Below are 18,879 nucleotides of genomic sequence, written 5' to 3'. Positions count from 1 at the left end.
GAAGAAATTATGGAAGGACGAGGAGGGGACTCGGAACGCTCGAAATGCTGCTGATTATCGTCGTGATCCTCATTATCGCGCTTCTGTTTAAGAAGCAAATTATGGAGCTTATCAACAAACTGCTGGCTAACGTCAACAAAAAAAGTGAAGAATTTACGAGCTAGGTTAAAAGAATGCGAGGGAAGCTTTACGCTGGAAGCCTCCCTCGTCATGCCGGTCGTTCTGTTCACGACGATGATTCTGCTGTTTCTGTCCCTGTATATGTATCAGCAGAGCATGCTGCATCAGGCGGCGTCCGCAGCCGCGGAGCGCACGGCCTACAGCTGGGATAACAGCCATAAAGAAGCGCTTGACGGATCGGTGCCGGTCAACCAATATGATTCGTTGTATTGGCGAATGACAGACGATCAATGGCTTGGTGCGTTGTTTGGCTGGGCAGGAGCCGAAAACTCGCAGACGGTACCTGTTCCTAGTACCCCTTCCACGCAAGGGGCGCTGACGGCGATCAAGCTGAGCAAAACCGGCTCGGCGATTCCGGCGGGCATGCAGGGGGATATGACCTATAAAAATGCTCTGCTGCAGCGGAAAGTAACCGCCAGCTTGAACCAAATGATCTCCCTCCGGCCGCTCGATGCCATGCTGGACGGAGGGAGCGAGCTTCGAACCTCCGGGAGTTCATTGGTCGTGGATCCGGTAGAATTCATCCGCAGCATCCATCTGATGAGATACTACGGCTCGAAGTTCAAGAAGAATGATGCTGGTGAAGGGATGGATCGAGGCAGCGCGGCTGGGGTGCTGCAGCAGCTTCAAGCTTCCGGAAGCCAGCCTTAGGAGCCGGAGAGGAGGATTGGCGGGTGTTCGGTAAGAGACGCTCGGAAAGTGGATCGGTATCCATCTTTCTTATTGGGGTTTTGGCCATGATTTTTGCGTTTGTCGCATTATTTATCGACTACGCCCGGATCGCGGCGATGAAGGCGCAGAGCGAGCGGTTGGTCCGTGCGGCGGTCCGGTCGGTCATGTCGTCGTACGACCCTGAACTGCAGGAAAGGTATGGACTTTTTGCACACGGCAGCACGAGCGGCGATCAAATTATGGCAGGCGTGCTTAACAGCACGATGGACAAGGGAGACCGCAGCGATCGGTTTGATCTGCTTCCGCTTCAGCTGGACACCTCGTCGCTCAAGATGGAACGGATGCTGGGGGATATGACATTTTTAATAGGGAAGTCAGCGAGGAGATGAAGTATAAAGCGCCAATCGACTTTTCTCTGGAACTGGTCAGCAGGTTCAAGCCGCTGTCCGAATCCATGAAGGAAGCCTCGGATACCGTGGATGTCCTGAGCAAGCTGCAGAAGCTGTATGACAAGCGCGAGGAGGCCCTAGATCAGATGCTGTCGGCCCAGAGAAAGGCCGGTCAAAGCCTGAAGGAGGCTCCGGATTTGATCATGAGCCCTGCCGGAGGGGCGATTCCGGACCAATCGCTCGGTTCTTCGGAAGTGGTCACCGCGGCCGACATTGCCGCACAATATGAGGACTACGTAGACAAGGTCAATCAGGATGCAAACCGTGGCGAAGACGAAGAGGAGCAGTACAGCTCGGAAATACGGGAGTATAACCGCAGCTCAGGAAAGGTCATTTCCCGCCTGCAGGGCATCCAGTCCTCGGCGGCCAAGAGCCATGCGAAGGAACTCCAGAATGCCCTGGAGTACTGGGAGGAGGCCCGGAGCAGCAACGATAAGATGAAGGAAGTGATTGAGGAAGCCGGAAACCGCGGCGGGACCGAAGGCTACGATCAGGTCGGGAGCGCCATAATCCCTGGGGCGGCACCGGAAGCATCCGGAAGCGATCCAGCGGCGATTCATGGCATCCGGGACGGCATAGACCAACTGCTGCTGTCCGATAGTCTGCTTCAGGAACTGAATGATGTAATTGAGACCCAAAAACAGAATTATAGTGCCTTTAACAACCAGTTATCCACCCTTTTATCTTCCCTTGCCGAGTCTTCCGGGGTTCAGGGAAGCAGTGGGCGCATGAAAAATGAGGTGATCCGGGGAGTAAGCGCCGCTGACCGTTATGTCCATGATTACGCCGTGTCAGGCAGCGGGAATAAGCTCGACCGGGTGGCAGGTCAGCTGCAGGAGCATCGGGGATCCGACAAGGAAAGGAAAGAAAAAGAGAAGCTGAGCAAGGCCAAGCTGTCCGAAGCAGCGGGCATTTTGGAAAGCATTAATAAGCTGGACCAGAAAGTGAAGCAGCATAATGAGGAATACCAGGAGCTTCAGCAGTATTACGACGATAGCTTGACCTTTAATAAGGAAGACGCAGGCAGCGAGTATAAGGGGACCGATCTTGATCATGACCCCTATGATGCGGGCAAATCGGCCATGAAGCAGACGGACTCGGTATATGGATCCATGGCGGGGATGATGTCGGGCATCAAGGACGAACTGTTCCAGAACGAATATGCAGCGCTGTATTTTACCCATTTTGATCTTGGACTGCTGAAAGATGCGGCGGCAAGCCCGGGAAGCCGGCTTGGGGATGCGGTTGCCGATGAGATGAGCGTAAGCCATCAAGAGCTGGAGTATATCGTGTACGGCTTCCATAACCCGGTGGGCAATGTGTCAGCGGCCTATGCCGAAATTTTTGCGGCACGGCTGGCGGTTCGGACCATGGAGGGGCTCGTGAAGAACAGCAAACTGGGAAATCCTCTGCTCGTTCTAGCTGCCGCTCTACTGTACGGAGTAGAGATGGCCATGGCCGACATGGTGAAGCTCTGCAGGGAAGGATCCATAGAGCTGTCCAGTTACGTTAAGATTCAAATGACATACCGCGACTACCTGAGATTGTTCCTGCTGATCCACAGCGACAATGAGAAGAAAATGTCCAGAATGCTGGCGCTGATTCGTCTGAATACGGGAATTAATCCCGCCGAACGAGCCACGTATGCGTCAGGAGAAGTCCGGATCGGAATGAGGCTGTGGTTTCTGCCCGGCGTGATCCAAATGGCGGGTTACGCCGGAGGCAGTCCGGATAACGTGGAAGGAAACCGTTACTATGTTACGAAAAAAGCGGATTTTGCTTATTAATCGGCTGCACCGCACGAATTGGGGGAGAGTTTCTGCTTTCGCCAAGGCGTTTCCGAAACGGGGGAAGCTGGAGCTGGGCAGCATCGTCCTGGAAGCCTCGTTGGTGCTGCCCGTCTTTTTGTTCTTCGTCATTTTTCTGATTTATATCGTTCAGATGACACTCATTTCTACGGCGCTGCAAAGCACCGTTTCGGATACCGTCAAGCTGGTATCTTCCCACATATATCCGGTGGCTTTGGCCATCCAGCCGGAAGCATCCGCAGGGACGGGAGACGAATCCAAGGAGCGTGACTCCGGGAGCTGGTCGGTTCCCGAGCTGTCGCTAAGCGATTGGGCTTCCCAATATACGGGGGCTCTTCCGTCTCCCCTGAAGGAATGGACGAATGAGGCAGTGGGGCGGGCCGAAGCTCCGCTACAGGATTTAAAAAATCAGACGGCAGAGGCGGTGCTCGATCCGGTGGTCAAACCGATATTGAAGCCACAAGTGCAAAGCCATTTTCTAAGCTACGAGCGAATTCATGTTTCCAATATTCAAATCCCTGACCTCAAGAACAGGACGGATCCGTACTTTGGCATTGAAGTGAGCTACGAGCTGCCGATAAAGGTCCCTTTTATCAATAGAAAAATCGTGATTCAGGCCAAAGCACAGGAACGCCTGTGGATCGGCGCCACTGATGAAGAAGGCTCAGGAGAGGGTGAAGGGGATGTTGATGGACGCACATCCATCAGCATTTTATCCAAACCCGATCCCGCGTATGTAGGCAAAAAGGCCAAGGTGCGCGCCAAGATCGCTCCAAACGGATCGGCAAATTTATCCGTGTTTTATAAAAGCGGTCAAAGCACCGCCAAATACTTGGGGGAAAAGCAGGCGGACGCGGATGGAACTATCGAGTGGGAATGGTGGGTTGGACCTAACACGACACCCGGAACATGGCCCTTCGTCATCACGACTTCGGACGGCCAGCGGCTGGAGGTTATGTTTACCGTCGTAAAGGGATAGCTCATACCTCAAATGGTGGTTTTACCTCAATTGGTGTACTAGCCTCGTTTGGGTCGTGCAAAACCTCTTTTTGGCCTGCTTAACCTCACGTGTCCGATACTTTTACCGTAATTATGGTAACAGTTAGTTTAGTTCTACTACATAAAGAAGGGGAAAGGAGGCGGTTGTACCGTGAATCCAGCCATATATGGATGTGCAGTGCTGATTGCCGCTGCTTTTGTGACCGATATCCGGACGATGAAGATCCCGAATAAGCTAAATTTCAGCGCAATTATCGCGGGGATAACCTTCCACGGAATTTGGGACGGCTGGTCCGGGCTCGCGTTTGCAGGGAAAGGGCTGGCTGCCGGATTCCTGGTGTTGCTCGTCATGTACTGGATGGGCGCAGTCGGAGCAGGAGATGTGAAGCTGTTTGCCGGGATCGGTGCCTGGATGGGCGCTCTGTTTGCGGTTCAGTGCGTGGTTTATTCGGTCATCTTTGCGGGAATCATCGGGCTGTTGATTTCCTTGTGGAGGAGGGACGCAATGAAGCGACTGCGCCAAGCCGCGGGAAGCCTGTCCGGATTTATTGTATTAAGGAGTCTGACCAGCTTGAGGGGAAATCGGAAAGAGCAGCTTCATTTTCCGTTTATGCTTGCCGTGCTGCCTGGCTTTATATGCGCGTGCATGTATTTGTGATTCTCGGGTTTACGAAGTGATAAGTTCCTAGATATGGTTTTTGGAGGTGAACACCGGTTTGGAGTCCCTGACGCGTGACTTTATTCAACATGACGGAACCTTTATGGTCATTGGCCCTGCTGAAGGGTACCGTCCCGATGAATTAAACAATATAGAGTTATCTATGATTTCGGCCTCCCGGATTGCTAGATTTCTTCCGCTGCGCCTGAAGGAGATGGATCTCAGGGTAACGCTCCAGTATGACATTACAGGCAAGAAGATGCTGTCCCATATGCTGAGAGGAGAGAGGCTCAGCATGCCGGATTATTACGGGCTTTTGTGCCAGGTGGCCGGGACGCTGGAAGAGAGCAAGTCTTACATGCTGCAGCCGGATAAGTATGTGCTGGACGAGGATTACATCTTCGTTGACGGGTCCTTGCACTCGGGAACGCTTTATTTTACCTATGTTCCACTGGAGGAGCCGTTTCAGGACAAGCCGCTGCGAATCCGATTGAAGGAATTAGTCACGCGGCTGATGGCCACGGTCCAGGAGCTAAAGGGAAACGGTGTTCAAAGACTGCTTCAATTCACCGGAGGCGAGGACTTTTCGGTCTCCGGCCTTAAAAAGCTCCTGCTCGAACTATTAACCGCCGAGGAGGATGATGGACATGGATATGCTGACCATCCGGGAGGAGTCCAGGCGTTAGAAGGGTATCAGGATCATACTCAGCAGGCTTACAGACAAGGGTTGCCAGGTGGCAGTCGTGTTCCGGGAAAAGGAATAAGAGAAGCAGAAGACTCTGCAGCGGGCAGCGTGATTCCTTTTCAGACGGCAAGAACAAATGACCCGGGCAGCCGAAGGGGATCGGCTGCGGTCCATGCCGATGCAGCAGGCAGACCGACAGAGTCCCGAAAGGGACTCCTTTCCGGGAGTGGGCGGGCTTCAGGAAGCGTTTGACCAATGGAACCGGAGTCCGGACCGTGACGATGCCTTAGACGCAAACGATGAGCGGGAAGCAAACGGAAAGTCTGGTGGAAAGATTTATATTGCTTTGGGATGTCTATTATGTGCCGCTGTCATCTGGCGGATGATTTATATGCCGAAACCTACGACAAGCTCGCTGCTGATCAGTATCTTATTGACGATTCTGCTTGGTGTGGCGGCTTGGCTTAGCTGGTCTGGAAAGCTAAAGCTGGGCCGTTCTGCGCAGCAAGCGATGGAAGGAGAAATCCCGGATTTCGGATCGGGTGAAATCGATGATGATCGTCATTCGGCTTCACGAAAGAGAATCCCACGGTTTCAGGTGGAGCAGCTGACCGGCTGGTTCGGCAAAGGCAGCAGACGAAAGGATCGCGATGATGACGATCACGGAACAGATGATGCGGAACCGGATTGGAAGTGGAAGTTTTCGCAGGATTTACTTGCAGCATCAACAGGTATTGAGCTGAGGGGAGGAGGGCAGAGGACAAGCGAGACAAGTTGGCCTAGCTACTCGGTGGTAGGCTCTAACAATAAGGGGCTAGGACTGGGGAGCGGAGTTGGAAGCGGAGTTGGGATCGGACAGGAAGGACGGGATGGTCGGGATGGTCGGGAGGAACGGGAAGGTCGGGAAACTCCGGCCGACCGGGAACATTATTCGGACATCCGGCAGCGTCTGTGGAGCCACCTTGAGGCTACCCATGCAGCCGGGGTTGAACGTGCGGCTAACGAGCATGCTGGATCGGATGGAAGCGCCGGACACGATTTCCGTTTGAAGGAAGGACAGGCTATGTCCGGCACCGGACGAAGTAATGCGACTGTACTTCTATCCGCGCCTGTGGATGGTGCTGCCGGAGGGAAAAGCCATCGCTCCGGCAGTCCCGGCTATTATCTGATTCGCGAAGGTGAGCAAGGGCGCCCCTCTGAACGGATCGAGCTGAAGCTGCCGCACTTCGTGATCGGAAGGTCGGAAGAGGTTGCCCAGTATGTAGAAGCCTCCACAGGCACCTCACGCGCGCATGTCGAGCTGGCCAGAGGCAAGGACGGCGGCTACCTGATCAAGGATCTGGGCTCCCGCAACGGAACCAAGCTGCATGGAGAGCCTATGGTGCCCTACAAGGAGTATCCGCTGAAGGATGGGGACACCTTCACCATCATCAGTGGAGTCTATACGTTCAAGGTATCCTGAGATCCCTTGTAGAACGTTCATCCCTGCTTGTTGGCAAGGTCGTTCAAAGCCTCTTGAAGGCGGGGATACCGGAATTTAAAACCCAGCTCAAGCGTCTTGGCCGGAAGAATGCGCTGGCCTTCCAAGATGATCAAGGATTGTTCGCCAAGAACGGCTTTCATCATCACGGCGGGTACCGGAAACCAATGTGGCCGGTGATACGCACGGCCAACGGCTTGTCCGAATTGATCGTTGGTAACCGGTTCGGGTGCCGTGGCATTCACCGGACCCTCGGCCGCCGGATGCGTCATGCAAAACTCGATCAGCCGGACGATGTCTTCCAGATGAATCCAGGACAGCCACTGCCGGCCGCTGCCGATTTTGCCGCCGACCCCCAGCCTGTAGGGGAGGCGCATGATCGGGAAGGCTCCCCCCTGATTTCCAAGCACGACGCCGATGCGCAGCTTGACGAGCCGCACGCCCTGGATGCTGTCGGCAGCGTCTTCCCACCGGCTGACGACATCCGAAGGAAAATCCATGACCCGTTTCGGACTGTTTTCGCAAAGGTGTCGGTCCATGAGGTGCCGTAGACGGCAATAGCTGAGGCCTGAATGACGACCCCTGGCTTGCTGTGCAGCTCCTCCACAAGCTTGGCGACGGCAGCTACGGTAGTGAGGCGAGAGCGGATAATGCTGTCCTTTGCCTTGGCGGTCCACCGCTGGCTTAATGAAGAACCGGCCAAGTTGACCAGCGCGTCCATGCCCTCCATCAATTCGGGATGGCTCGCAATTTCATCCCACGTATACAACACCAGCCTAGGGTCGCGTTTATGATCGGGCGGAAGCTTGCGGGTGACAACAGTCACCTCGTGCCCGTTCTTGAGCAGATGCTCCGATAGCGCGCTGCCGATAAAGCCGGTACCTCCGCAAATGGCGACTCTCATCCGATCCTCTCCTCCGAAGTTGATTTCATTTTATGATATGTATATAAATAACCCCCGGCAGAGATCAGACTGTCGAAATGAACCCATTTCTTCAATGTGAGCACTCCTGCACGGGGGTGTTCCTTCTATAAAGCGCTATTCTATTTCCCGTTCCCGGGTCTTCGGAAAAGGTCCTGAAAACCCGGTCCCAGCCGCGGATTATTCGTCCATCAGATGCTTGTAAGGTGTATAGTCAATTTGGTTCTTGTTCAGAAAGGCCACCAGGAATTTATTGTCCCGTTTTGGCGTTGCTTTGATATATCCTTGGATGCAGTGATCCTGCGTCACTTCCTTGGCTCCGCTCTCCACCGCAATTTTTCCGATTTCGGCTGCAATCGAATGCTTGGCGATATCCCGGAAGGGACCCGGTACCGGCTTCACCAGTTTGTCCAGAAACGCCTTGGATTCGTCCGTCCACAGATGCCGGCTGGTTTCGACCCAGTAATTCTGCCAGTCCAGCTTGGACTTGCCGTCATTCTTCGGCAGCACCTTCAGAAATTTGCGGATCATAAAATATCCGCCGATCACCATGCACACAAGCAAAATGATGGCCCACACAAATATGGAATTCATAAACGTGTTGGACGGCGCCGTTGCAGTCAGCAACTTTGTGCCCAGTGAACTATGCATATTGTCACCTCTATAAATCGTTTATCGCAGTTATATTCCATTCTTTAGAATTATAACGCATTTATAGATTTATTTCATTATCCACGATAAAATAAGGGATAATTCGTTTAAGGGGGATAAACCATGCTCAAAATTGGTTCTCACGTGTCCTTTTCGGACAAGGGCCTGTTAACTGCAACCAAAGAAGCGGACACCTATGGATCGAGTTCGTTTATGATATATACGGGCGCACCGCAGAATACGCGGCGTAAGCCCATTGAATCGATGTACATCGAAGAAGGCAAAGCCCAAATGAAAGAGAGCGGCATCGACGAAATCGTCGTTCACGCGCCTTACATTATTAACCTGGGCTCTTATAAGTCGAATACGTTTGAGCTCGCCGTAAACTTTTTGCAGGAGGAAATCCGCCGGACCCATGCCATCGGGGTCAAAAACATCGTGCTGCATCCCGGCGCTTACACCGACATGGATGCCGAATACGGCATTCAGCGCATCGCCGACGGCTTGAATGAAGTGCTCGACGGAACCAACGAGACGGAGGTTCATATCGCGCTGGAGACGATGGCCGGCAAAGGCACGGAGATGGGACGCACGTTCGACGAAATCGCCCGCATGATCGACAAGGTGAAGCATAACGAACGCCTGACGATCTGCATGGACACCTGCCACATTCATGACGCCGGTTATGATATCGTGGACGACCTTGATGGCGTGCTGGAAGAGTTCGACCGGATCATCGGTCTGAACCGGATCGGCGTTGTTCATATCAATGACAGCAAAAATCCGCGCGGCGCCGCCAAAGACCGTCATACGCCAATCGGATCCGGCTGGATCGGCTTTGATGCCATCAACCGCGTTGTCCACCACGAGAAGCTGCAAGGGCTCCCGTTCATTCTGGAAACGCCGTGGATCGGCAAGGATGCGAAGACGCAGCGGCCGATGTACGAGGTGGAGATTGCGCTGCTTCGCGGCAATGTCGGCGAACGCTTCGGCTCTGAGTTCCTCGGCCAGGTTGAACAGCTGCATTCTTTCTTTGGCAAACAGGAAGTCGATCCACGCCAATATGTGCTGGACGTGTGGAATGTGCTGAAAACCGACGCCAAGGCGAAGAAAGCCGATCCGCGCGAGCCGATGGAGCGCCTGTACGACATGATTATGGAAGCGGGACTGTTCCCTGAGCTCAGCGAGGAGCAGATCAATCTGCGCCTGACCGCCTGGTTTGCGGGTAAAGGGATTTTGGCGTAAGCCGAACGGAATCACAGAGGGGCCATACGGTTCAAGAGAGAGAACACGAGAGAGAGGAATGGATTTACACATGGAATTGCATGTCAAAAAAGAAAACAACACGGGAAATGCGCACGCCAACCGCGCAAGAATGCTGATTTCGTGTCCGGACGGACCGGGAATCGTGGCGGCGGTATCGCATTTTCTGCATCAACACGGCGCGAATATCGTCCAGTCGGACCAATATACGATGGATCCGGAAGGCGGCATGTTCTTTATGCGCATTGAATTCGACCTGCCGGAGCTGGAGAAGAGGCAGCCGGAGCTGGAAAGCCAATTCAGCGAAGTGGCATCGACCTTCCGGATGGATTGGAAAATGCAGAACGTCAGCCGTAAGAAGAAGCTGGCCATTTTCGTATCCAAGGAAGACCATTGTCTGGTCGAGCTGCTGTGGCAGTGGCAGGCCGGCGACCTGGATGCCGAAATCGCCATGGTGGTCAGCAACCACCCGGATATGAAGGAATATGTGGAATCGTTCGGCATTCCGTACCATCACATTCCGGTGACGGCGGATACGAAGAAGGAAGCGGAGCAGCGCCAGCTTGAAGTCGTGGGCAGTGACATCGACGTGATCATCCTCGCTCGGTATATGCAGATCGTTTCACCGTTCTTTATCGAGCATTACCGCAACCGGATCATCAACATCCACCATTCGTTCCTCCCGGCCTTCGTCGGCGGCAAACCGTATGCCCAAGCCTATCAGCGCGGGGTGAAGATCATCGGGGCGACCGCGCACTACGTGACGGAGGAGCTGGATGGAGGACCGATCATCGAGCAGGACGTTCAGCGGGTCAGCCACCGCGACGATGTCAGCGAGCTGAAGCGGATCGGCCGGACGATCGAGCGTGTCGTGCTGGCGCGTGCGGTGAAATGGCATATCGAGGACCGCATTCTGGTGCATGAGAACAAGACGGTCGTTTTTAACGGGTAACCCGCAATAGACAGGCACCCTTGGCGCGAACTATAGCGCAGGCAGCCAGTATCTATGAATCATTGAAAAAATGAATAAAGGCTTTTGCGTACGAGAAGCGGCTCGCTAGTTTTCAGGAGATGTGACGAGGATGCAGGGTTTGACCCCATCGCGTTCGTCAATAGGATGAATGAGACCTGAGAGAAGAGAGGAGACAATCATGCAATCATTTCGACGTTACATAAGCGGATCTTACTTCCAGTACTACTTACCATATGGGTGCTGCTGCTCCTGCCTGGATGGGCGGCACCGCGCATGCGGAGGATGCCCTTCCATTTCGCTGAAAACCGAAATCGGCTACAACGGCAAAATGAAAATGGGCAGCTGGAATCCCGTCAAATTCACCCTCACCAGCAGCCAGGATATTTCCGGAGATCTGGTCATTCAGATCGACACCGGACTGGCTCCCGCCACTTATGTCCAGCACGTCGAACTGCCGAAGGATACGGCCAAGGTCGTCATCATGGGCGTTCCGGGGGACAACTTCACCAAGGATACCAATGAAATCCGCTTTTATAAAAATTCTTTCCAAAAGGGCAAGCGGGTCAGCTTCAGCTCCGGTACGCCTTATTTGAAAGGCATGCCTGTGACGGCCTCCAATGTGGCTGTTCTGTCGGAAGACCCCGACACGATGAATTTTTTAAACGTGCTGCGGAGCAGCGGGTATGACCTGAACGTTCTGCCGCTGAAAGGCACGGATTTGCCAGAGGATCCAATGCTGCTGGACAGCCTTGACGTCATCGTGCTGAATCGTTTTGCCTCAGACACCTTGTCCAAAGGGCAGGCCGCAGCCGTAGAGCAGTGGGTGCGTTCCGGCGGCGAGCTGGTTCTTGCCGGCGGTGCGGCATATCCGAAGTCGGCGGCCGCTTTCGAGCAGATTGCCCCGGTTCAGTATACGGGCACTTACACGGCATCATCCCTTCCGGAGCTCGCCAAGCTGGGCGGCAAGCCGCTGGAGCTGGGCGGTGAGCTTACGCTCTCCGACGCTTCCCCGGTGGAAGGAGGAGAGGTCATGTATCAGGCCGGCGGCAAGCCGCTCATCGCCTCCCGTCAAGTCGAACAGGGCACCGTGCTGTATGCAGCCTACGATTTGTCGATGGAACCGCTGGCTTCCTGGAGCGGCCATCCGTCGGTGTGGTCGTATCTGCTGCGCGATCACCTGGCGCTGTCCAATCAGCCGAACAACAAATTCAACATGATGCAGAACCAGATGTACAATCTCATCAACGTACTGGATTATTTTCCTTCGCTGAAAATGCCGTCTTTTCCAGTCATGGCCTGGCTGCTCATCATTTATGCTGTGATTGTGGCGCCGGTGCTGTACTGGATTCTGAAAAAGGCAGACAAGCGCGAATGGGCCTGGTGGATCATTCCGCTCATCGCGGTTATCGCCAGCGGCACTGTCTACATGATCGGAGCGGCCGATAAAACCAAACAGCTCGCCCATACCATCAACATGCTGGAGCTGGACGGCAAGGGCAATGCCTCGGAGGTCAGCGCTTCGGCGTTCTTCACGCCCCGGAGCGGGGAGTTCACGATTGATTTTCCGGCACATACCTATCTGACAGTTGATCGGACCAACGGGGCTTTCAGCAGCTCGAACCGTTCGAACAGCTTTGTGGAGGTCGGTGATCAGTCGACCCGATTGACCTTGAGTGATATGCCGCAGTGGTCCCTCGCGAAGGTATGGTCCAATCGCCGGGAGAATCGGAAGGTCGGCCAGTTCGATGTGAAGATCCAGCTGGATGCCAAGGGGAATATCGGAGGGCAGGTGACGAACAACACTTCCTATAATCTGAATCATGCAGTGCTGGCGCTAGGCGGAAGCCTGTTTGAGCTCGGCGACTTCGGCAAAGGGGAAACCAAACCGCTGTCGGGCGCCAGTAAACCGACCTCCGTTAATCCGTACAATATGGCCAACCAAATCTTTGGCAACCTTACCGGAGGCCAGGCGGACGAATTTACGCGGGAACGCGAAATTCTGATGACCACGGTTCCGAACACGGCATGGTATCAGTCAGGTTCCTACGTGATGGCCTGGAGCAAGGATCCGCTGGTCAGCTACACCATGGAGGGCAAGAAGCTGGAAGGCAATCAGCTGAACCTGTGGGCACAGCCCGTTTCCATCGACTGGGCGCAGAACGGAAAGCTCAACATTCCTTTCGGGTTTATTCAACCGAAGGTTACTCAAATATCGTCACCGGGATGGTATGAAGATCCGAGCGGAACCACCGAAATGGACCAAGGCAGTATCACCTTCGAGTACACGGTGCCTGCGCTGAAGCAGGGTGCCTCTGCCGTGCTGACTCTCCGTGCGAACAACCCCGGGAAGAAAACGCAATACCAGATTTTCAACAATGACAAACAGACCTGGGACCCGGTAACCTGGGATGCCACCAAGCAGTGGAAGGCTGAAAAGAACGTCCAGCAATACTTGGCGGGCGGCCGGATTCGACTGATGCTGACAGCCCAGGAGCATGTCCAGTTGAAACTTCCGGAGATCAGCTTGAAGGGAGCGGAGAAGCCGTGATCGAGATTGAACATTTAACGAAAACTTATGGGAGCTTTCAAGCGTTAAAAGATATTAATATGTACATTCCGCAGGGAACCGTTTTTGGATTCGTCGGTCCGAACGGGGCCGGCAAATCGACGACGATGTCGATCCTGGCCACGCTTATGCTGCCCACTTCGGGCACCGCGCGGGTAGACGGCTTTGAAGTGACCGAAAACCCCAAGGAGGTCCGCAAAAGAATCGGCTACATGCCGGATTTCTTCGGGGTCTATGACCAGCTGAAAACGACGGAGTACCTGCATTTTTACGGAGCCAGCTACAACATCCCGCGGGGGGAGCGGGACAAATTGATTCCCCAGCTGCTGGAGCTCGTCAACCTGAGCGACAAAGCGGACACCTACGTCGACAGCCTGTCCCGGGGGATGAAACAGCGGCTGTGCCTGGCCAGATGCCTGGTGCATGACCCTAAGGTGCTCATTCTCGACGAACCGGCATCCGGGCTCGACCCGCGGGCACGCATCGAAATGCGCGAAATTTTGAAGGAACTGAAGCTGATGGGCAAAACGATCATCATCTCCTCGCACATCCTGCCCGAGCTGGCGGAAATGGTCGATGAAATCGGCGTCATCGAGCACGGGCAAATGGTCGCCCAAGGCCGGGTGGCCGATATCCAGAATCGTCTTCGCGTCAAAAAAGTGCTGCACATCCGTTCGCTGGACAAGGAAGAAGAGCTTGCGGCACGGCTGCGGGACGAACCTTACGTCAGCGGCGTTCTTGCCGACAACACCGGCATCCATGTCCATTTCGGCGGCGGAGATGAGGATCAGGGAGCCCTGCTGCAGAGAATCGTCACATGGGGTTACCCCGTACTGTCGTTTCACGAAGCGCAGACCAATCTGGAAGACGTATTCCTCGAAATTACGAAAGGAGGGCCCGCGACATGAATTGGACGCGCAAATGGATCAATCCCGTGCTGGATAAGGAATTCCGGCTGCGGATGCGGACCCCCCGGTCGGCGATTTCCCTGATGGTGTATATTTTGGTTCTCGGGCTGATCGCCCTGGGCTTTATTTATGTCAGCATGTACCTCGGGAACGGCGGCGGGCAGACCCGATTCAACTCGGGCATGGGCCAGATCATGTTCTATGTGCTGAGCTTTGCCCAGCTGGTGCTGATTGCATTCATGGCACCGGCTCTGACGGCCGGAGTCATCAGCAGCGAACGGGAAAAGCAGACGCTCAGCATGCTGCTTACCACCCAACAGAGCTCGTCGACGATCATTTTGAGCAAGCTGGTATCCTCGCTCAGCTTTATGGCCTTGATCGTGGTAGCAACGCTGCCGGTATACAGCATCGTATTTATGTATGGCGGCATCTCCCTGAATCAGCTGGTCTCACTGTTCCTGTTCTATCTGTTCGTTATGCTGATGCTGGGATCGCTGGGGGTTCTTTTCTCCACGCTGCTGAAGCGGACGATGATCTCCGTGATCGTGACCTATGGCGTTGGATTGTGCATCTTTTTGCTGACGGGACTGCTGTATCTGTTCGCCCTGAGCTTGGTTCAGAGACAAAATGCACAATCCGTGCTGCAACCGGATTACTCCTGGGTTGGTTATATCCTGGGCTTGAATCCGGCGGCGGCGCTGATCAGCTTATTCGAACCGAGCTTTTCCAAACAGGCTTTCCTCGTCCGGGGAACGACGCTCAACGCGGATGCGCCGATTCAGCTGTGGCAGGAGTTTGTGGTGGTGTACAGCGTGGTCATCATCGTGTCGCTCTGGATCAGCATCCGCCGGATTCGCCCGGTTCGCCGGAGAAGGAAGCAGGCAGAGACAGACGGCACGGATGGCGGAGCAACGATCGAGCCTGTGAAATAAGTACTGGACGGGATTTAAAAAAAGCAGGACGGGATTATAAGCACACTGGCCGAGTATTTTATCCGTAAAAAAGGAGGTGGAAACCATGGACCCGATCATGCAGGCGATTCACCGGGCCCGTGCCCGTCTGCAGGTCTTCAGAATGCTGAGGTATTTGGCATACGGGTTGTCCTGCGGTTTGACGGCGGCGCTGCTTTTCTTGCTCGCCGCCAGGCTGTGGCCGATTCCTGTCTACCAGCTGGCGGCTGCCGGGCTTGCGGTAGCAGGAGCGGCAGCCGGTCTGGCTGCCGGGCTGCTGCACCGTATCCGTGTGAAGGAAGCGGCTGAAGCGATGGATCTCGCCAGCGGCAGTGCGGAGCGAAGCGACATGATGGTGACCGCATTGTCTTTTGCCGGGAACGATTCGGCGGCGGCGCGATGGCAGCGGACCCAGGCGGCCGAATACGGACGCCTGTTTGCCGCACAGATGAAGACAAGGCTGAGAATGCCGAAGTTGACGAAGTGGTGGGCTGGCTGCGGTGGGGGGCTTGTCGTATGCCTTGCTCTGGCACTGTTGCCAAGCCCGATGGATGACAAGCTTGCCCAGGCGGCGGAGCAGAAGCAGTGGGTTCAGGAGCAGCGGAAGAAAACGGAAGATCTGGTGAAAGAGCTCGAAACGAAGAAGCTGGATCTGACGGCGAAAAAACCGCTGGACGGCCACCTCAAGACGCTGCAAAAGGAACTGGACGGGACCAAGGATCCGGAACGGGCTTTGGAGCAGCTGGAGAAAACGATGAAGGCGATGGAGCAGACGGCCAAACAGCAGGAAGAGAAGGCGCGGACCCTGTCGGAGCTGGGCCGGAAGATGCAGCAGACGCCCCAGCTGTCTTCCATCGGGAAGAGCCTGGAGCAGAAGGATCAGGCTGCGATGAAAAAAGCGCTGGACCAGCTGAAGCAGCAGATCCAGAAGCTGTCGCCGGAAGAGAAGGAGCAGCTCCGGGAGGCTCTGAAGAAGATGGCCGAAGAGGCCGGGAAGAAACAGGACACCAAGGCCCTTCAGGAAGCGATGAGCAAGGCGGAGCAGGCGCTGGCCGGCACGGACCCTTCCAAGCTGGACGAAGCCTTGAAGGGGCTGGAGGATGAGCTGGCCAAAGCGATTGCCGCGAGCCAGGCGTCTTCCAGCCAATCCGACGCCGCTTCGGCGTTGACCGCAAGCCTGGCGTCGCAGGGGCTCGGCCTGGCTTCGCAAATGACGGCGGCCGGCATGCCCGTATCGGATGCCTGGGCCACCGGCGGCGCAGCGGAGCAGCTGGCCCTGGCGGATTCGGCCGGGATGGGCGAGCCTTTGGACAGCGGCGGAGGCGATCCATCGGAGCCGATTGACGGGGCGGGCCAAAGTAACAGTCCCGGCCAGGGATCCGGCAGTGGATCCGGAAGCGGATCCGGTTCCGGCTCCGGTTCCGGCGCCGGACAGGGCGGCTCCGGACGCGGCGGGGCCGGCCAGGGGCAGGGTCCTGGTGCAGGCTTTGGCCAAGGCGGACGCGAGCTCGTGACGACGCCGCGCGAGTTTGCCGGCAAAGGGAATGTGCAGGCGGACACCGGTCCGATCCAAGGCGGAGGCGGAACGGTCCAGAAAGGCGGCGTCGCTCCGGGAGTCGAGGGAGCGAGCCGACCTTACGAGGAAGTGTACAAAGAATATGAGGCTGAGGCCAAAAAGTCGCTGGGGCGCAGCGACCTGCCGCAGCAGATGCAGGGTCTGGTCGAGGAATATTTTACGGGAATCAATCCGAATCCCTGATCCACAATTGAGGAGGAAGGTTAATGCTGGATACGCAAATTCAACCGGAAGCTTGGAAAGAGACGATATCCCGGGTACGGGGGCAGATCGCCGAGGTGATCGTGGGCCAGCAGGAGGTCGTCGAGCAGATGCTGTGGTGCATCTTTGCGGGAGGCCACGCCCTTCTGGAGGGTATTCCCGGTCTGGGCAAGACGATGCTGGTCCGTACGATTGCCGATACGCTCGACTTGTCATTCTCGCGCATCCAGTTTACGCCGGATTTGATGCCAAGCGACATTACGGGCACGCAGGTCATTTCTTTCGGCCGTCAGGGGGAGACTTCGATGTCCTTTCAGCGCGGGCCGCTCTTCAGCAGCATCGTGCTGGCGGACGAGATCAACCGGGCGACCCCGAAAACGCAGAGCGCTTTGCTTGAGGCGATGCAGGAGAAAACGGTGACGGTTGGCAGCGAGACGCACGTTCTGCCGAAACCGTTCTTCGTCCTGGCGACGCAAACCCGACTTGAAAACGAAGGGACCTATCCGCTGCCGGAAGCCCAGCTGGACCGGTTCCTGCTCAAAATTCTCGTGCCATATCCGGGAAGCGAGGAGCTGAAGGAAATCGTCCGGCGGACAACGACGAACCGCCAGCCCGAGGTGCGGAAGCAGGCCGGTGCGGCAGAGCTGCTGGAAATCCAGCAGGGAGCAAGGGAAGTGCTGGTCGCCGATGAAGTGTTGGATTATGCGGCCAGGCTGCTGATGATGACCCATCCGGAAGAGGCGTCGGCGCCGGAGGGTGTCAAGAAGTACGTACGATTCGGTTCGGGCCCGCGCGGCATCCAGTCGATCATTTCGGCGGGGAAGGTCCGGGCGGTCTGCCAAGGCAGGATGCACCTGTCAACGGGCGATATCCATGCCGTCGCGGTGCCGGCACTGCGGCACCGGATATTTTTGAACTTTGAAGGCCAAGCCATGGGCATTACGACAGACCAGGTGATCCGCGAGATGCTCGAGCGGGCGGAGGCGCAGGGATGAGCGCTGAATACCTGCTGCCCCCGGACTGGATGGTCCGGCTGGAGCGGATGAGCCTTGGCTCTGCGAAGCGTGTGGCCGGTACCCTGCAGGGCAAGCGGCGCTCCAGCCGGCTCGGCTCTTCGCTCGAATTCGCCGATTACCGGCCTTATGCACCCGGGGATGACATCCGCAGGTTCGACTGGGGCGTGTATGCGCGGACAGGCAAGCCGTTCGTCCGGCAGTTTATGGACGAGCAGGAGCTGATGGTCAGCCTGTACGTGGACTGCTCGGCATCGATGGATTTTGCAGGCGGGGCCCGGGGACGGGAGGGGAATGGGAATGAAGCGATTCCCTCCAAGCTGCGGTATGCGAAGCAGCTGGCCGCCAGCATCGGATATGTTGCGCTGTGCTCTTACGAACGGCTGCAGGCCTGCTGCTTCAGCAGCCAGATCGACGCTCGCCTGCCCGTGCTCCGCGGGCGCGGGGCGGCCCACCGGCTGTTTCAGTTTTTTCAGGACGCGGCCCCCGGAGAAGAAGGAAGCCTGGCGGCCGCCTTCGGCGCACCAGGAGCGATGCCCAGACTGCCGGGGATGACCTGGATCTTCTCGGATTTTTGGCTGGATGAACGGGAGGAGGATCTCGGGCTGATGCTGAGCCGCTTAAGAGGGGCGGGGCAGGAGGTCGTACTCGTTCAGGTGCTGGCCCCGGAGGAAATCGACCCGGCCTACTGCGGCGACTTAAGACTGATCGACAGCGAGCTGGGCACCGGGAAGGATATCGCCTTCACCGGCAAAGTGTTACGGGCCTACCAGGACGAGCTTGAACGGTATCAGGAATACCTGATGAAGCTGGCTGCAGATCGCGGCATGACCTTCATCCGGGTTTCGACAGATATGAGCCTGCAAAAGGCGGTGTTTGGCGTAATGGCGGAGGCAGGTCTCGTCATCGCCTGACGAGCTTGGCT

General features: G+C 56.0%; 17 protein-coding genes and 1 pseudogene. 16 read left to right on the top strand and 2 right to left on the bottom strand.

All coding sequences use genetic code 11. The annotated features are described in order from the left end of the window. Nucleotides 1-44 precede the first annotated feature (44 nt). The 8 genes from CPT76_RS33975 (at nucleotide 45) to CPT76_RS33950 (ending at nucleotide 6,913) form a co-directional block, all read left to right on the top strand. Nucleotides 45-164: a Flp1 family type IVb pilin gene (locus tag CPT76_RS33975; protein ID WP_258169072.1), complete on the top strand. Its 120-nt coding sequence runs from the start codon at nucleotides 45-47 to the stop codon at nucleotides 162-164. After that, entirely contained in the window at nucleotides 145-831 is a 687-nt protein-coding gene (locus tag CPT76_RS33970; RefSeq protein ID WP_258169061.1) for a TadE family protein, read from the top strand. The genes CPT76_RS33975 and CPT76_RS33970 overlap by 20 nt, the downstream gene beginning before the upstream one ends. Nucleotides 832-854: 23 nt before the next feature. Beyond that, a complete protein-coding gene (locus CPT76_RS41035; RefSeq protein WP_258169060.1) occupies nucleotides 855-1,241 on the top strand; it encodes a TadE/TadG family type IV pilus assembly protein in 387 nt (128 codons plus the stop codon). After that, complete coding sequence (locus CPT76_RS33965; RefSeq protein WP_258169059.1) at nucleotides 1,238-3,088, top strand: hypothetical protein; 1,851 nt, start codon at nucleotides 1,238-1,240, stop codon at nucleotides 3,086-3,088. Before CPT76_RS41035 ends, CPT76_RS33965 begins: the two co-directional genes overlap by 4 nt. Continuing rightward, the gene (locus CPT76_RS33960) at nucleotides 3,057-4,088 is read left to right on the top strand and encodes a TadE/TadG family type IV pilus assembly protein (protein ID WP_105446037.1); all 1,032 of its coding nucleotides are present in this window, start codon (nucleotides 3,057-3,059) and stop codon (nucleotides 4,086-4,088) included. The genes CPT76_RS33965 and CPT76_RS33960 overlap by 32 nt, the downstream gene beginning before the upstream one ends. Before the next feature lie 171 nt (nucleotides 4,089-4,259). Then, entirely contained in the window at nucleotides 4,260-4,766 is a 507-nt protein-coding gene (locus CPT76_RS33955) for an A24 family peptidase (protein WP_258169058.1), read from the top strand. 58 nt (nucleotides 4,767-4,824) lie between these two features. Further along, on the top strand, nucleotides 4,825-5,703 hold the full coding sequence (locus CPT76_RS36880) for a DUF6382 domain-containing protein (RefSeq protein WP_146116512.1): 879 nt from the start codon (nucleotides 4,825-4,827) through the stop codon (nucleotides 5,701-5,703). A gap of 139 nt (nucleotides 5,704-5,842) precedes the next feature. Beyond that, nucleotides 5,843-6,913 (top strand): FHA domain-containing protein, encoded by a 1,071-nt coding sequence (locus CPT76_RS33950; protein WP_181153227.1) that lies wholly within the window; start codon nucleotides 5,843-5,845, stop codon nucleotides 6,911-6,913. A 17-nt stretch (nucleotides 6,914-6,930) separates the two neighbouring features. Here CPT76_RS33950 and CPT76_RS33945 read toward each other — a convergent pair. After that, a pseudogene (locus tag CPT76_RS33945) lies at nucleotides 6,931-7,835 on the bottom strand (TIGR01777 family oxidoreductase). Between the two features lie 198 nt (nucleotides 7,836-8,033). After that, nucleotides 8,034-8,504, bottom strand: coding sequence for a DUF2621 family protein (locus CPT76_RS33940; protein WP_105446035.1), 471 nt, complete (start codon nucleotides 8,502-8,504; stop codon nucleotides 8,034-8,036). A 123-nt stretch (nucleotides 8,505-8,627) separates the two neighbouring features. On the opposite strand from CPT76_RS33940, the gene CPT76_RS33935 reads away from it, so the two are divergent. The 8 genes from CPT76_RS33935 to CPT76_RS33900 all read left to right on the top strand — a co-directional run bounded on the left by CPT76_RS33935 (nucleotide 8,628) and on the right by CPT76_RS33900 (nucleotide 18,868). Continuing rightward, nucleotides 8,628-9,749, top strand: a complete 1,122-nt coding sequence (locus CPT76_RS33935) for a deoxyribonuclease IV (protein WP_076173461.1) — start codon at nucleotides 8,628-8,630, stop codon at nucleotides 9,747-9,749. A gap of 70 nt (nucleotides 9,750-9,819) precedes the next feature. Continuing rightward, complete coding sequence (gene purU / locus CPT76_RS33930) at nucleotides 9,820-10,719, top strand: formyltetrahydrofolate deformylase (RefSeq protein ID WP_105446034.1); 900 nt, start codon at nucleotides 9,820-9,822, stop codon at nucleotides 10,717-10,719. 199 nt (nucleotides 10,720-10,918) lie between these two features. Then, on the top strand, nucleotides 10,919-13,288 hold the full coding sequence (locus CPT76_RS33925) for a DUF7408 domain-containing protein (RefSeq protein ID WP_105446033.1): 2,370 nt from the start codon (nucleotides 10,919-10,921) through the stop codon (nucleotides 13,286-13,288). Beyond that, nucleotides 13,285-14,214, top strand: coding sequence for an ABC transporter ATP-binding protein (locus tag CPT76_RS33920; protein ID WP_076173458.1), 930 nt, complete (start codon nucleotides 13,285-13,287; stop codon nucleotides 14,212-14,214). The genes CPT76_RS33925 and CPT76_RS33920 overlap by 4 nt, the downstream gene beginning before the upstream one ends. Then, the gene (locus tag CPT76_RS33915) at nucleotides 14,211-15,146 is read left to right on the top strand and encodes an ABC transporter permease (RefSeq protein WP_105446032.1); all 936 of its coding nucleotides are present in this window, start codon (nucleotides 14,211-14,213) and stop codon (nucleotides 15,144-15,146) included. The genes CPT76_RS33920 and CPT76_RS33915 overlap by 4 nt, the downstream gene beginning before the upstream one ends. A gap of 85 nt (nucleotides 15,147-15,231) precedes the next feature. Continuing rightward, entirely contained in the window at nucleotides 15,232-16,923 is a 1,692-nt protein-coding gene (locus tag CPT76_RS33910) for a phage tail tape measure protein (RefSeq protein WP_105446031.1), read from the top strand. 23 nt (nucleotides 16,924-16,946) lie between these two features. Beyond that, complete coding sequence (locus CPT76_RS33905) at nucleotides 16,947-17,936, top strand: AAA family ATPase (protein WP_105446030.1); 990 nt, start codon at nucleotides 16,947-16,949, stop codon at nucleotides 17,934-17,936. Continuing rightward, nucleotides 17,933-18,868: a DUF58 domain-containing protein gene (locus tag CPT76_RS33900; RefSeq protein WP_105446029.1), complete on the top strand. Its 936-nt coding sequence runs from the start codon at nucleotides 17,933-17,935 to the stop codon at nucleotides 18,866-18,868. The genes CPT76_RS33905 and CPT76_RS33900 overlap by 4 nt, the downstream gene beginning before the upstream one ends. Nucleotides 18,869-18,879 lie beyond the last annotated feature (11 nt).

Origin of the sequence: Paenibacillus sp. AR247 (assembly GCF_002968895.1) — a bacterium.
Taxonomy (GTDB): domain Bacteria; phylum Bacillota; class Bacilli; order Paenibacillales; family Paenibacillaceae; genus Paenibacillus_AQ; species Paenibacillus_AQ favisporus.
Note: the sequence above shows the minus strand (reverse complement) of the source record. Positions and strands in the feature narration are given on the sequence as shown.

Coding starts and splice junctions, on each gene's coding strand:
- CPT76_RS33910 (WP_105446031.1), top strand. CDS start 15,232: ATGGACCCGATCATGCAGGCGATTCACCGGGCCCGTGCCCGTCTGCAG.
- CPT76_RS33975 (WP_258169072.1), top strand. CDS start 45: ATGCTGCTGATTATCGTCGTGATCCTCATTATCGCGCTTCTGTTTAAG.
- CPT76_RS33950 (WP_181153227.1), top strand. CDS start 5,843: ATGCCGAAACCTACGACAAGCTCGCTGCTGATCAGTATCTTATTGACG.
- CPT76_RS33940 (WP_105446035.1), bottom strand. CDS start 8,504: ATGCATAGTTCACTGGGCACAAAGTTGCTGACTGCAACGGCGCCGTCC.
- CPT76_RS33925 (WP_105446033.1), top strand. CDS start 10,919: ATGCAATCATTTCGACGTTACATAAGCGGATCTTACTTCCAGTACTAC.
- CPT76_RS33965 (WP_258169059.1), top strand. CDS start 1,238: ATGAAGTATAAAGCGCCAATCGACTTTTCTCTGGAACTGGTCAGCAGG.
- CPT76_RS33905 (WP_105446030.1), top strand. CDS start 16,947: ATGCTGGATACGCAAATTCAACCGGAAGCTTGGAAAGAGACGATATCC.
- CPT76_RS33915 (WP_105446032.1), top strand. CDS start 14,211: ATGAATTGGACGCGCAAATGGATCAATCCCGTGCTGGATAAGGAATTC.
- purU (WP_105446034.1), top strand. CDS start 9,820: ATGGAATTGCATGTCAAAAAAGAAAACAACACGGGAAATGCGCACGCC.
- CPT76_RS33960 (WP_105446037.1), top strand. CDS start 3,057: ATGTTACGAAAAAAGCGGATTTTGCTTATTAATCGGCTGCACCGCACG.
- CPT76_RS33935 (WP_076173461.1), top strand. CDS start 8,628: ATGCTCAAAATTGGTTCTCACGTGTCCTTTTCGGACAAGGGCCTGTTA.
- CPT76_RS33900 (WP_105446029.1), top strand. CDS start 17,933: ATGAGCGCTGAATACCTGCTGCCCCCGGACTGGATGGTCCGGCTGGAG.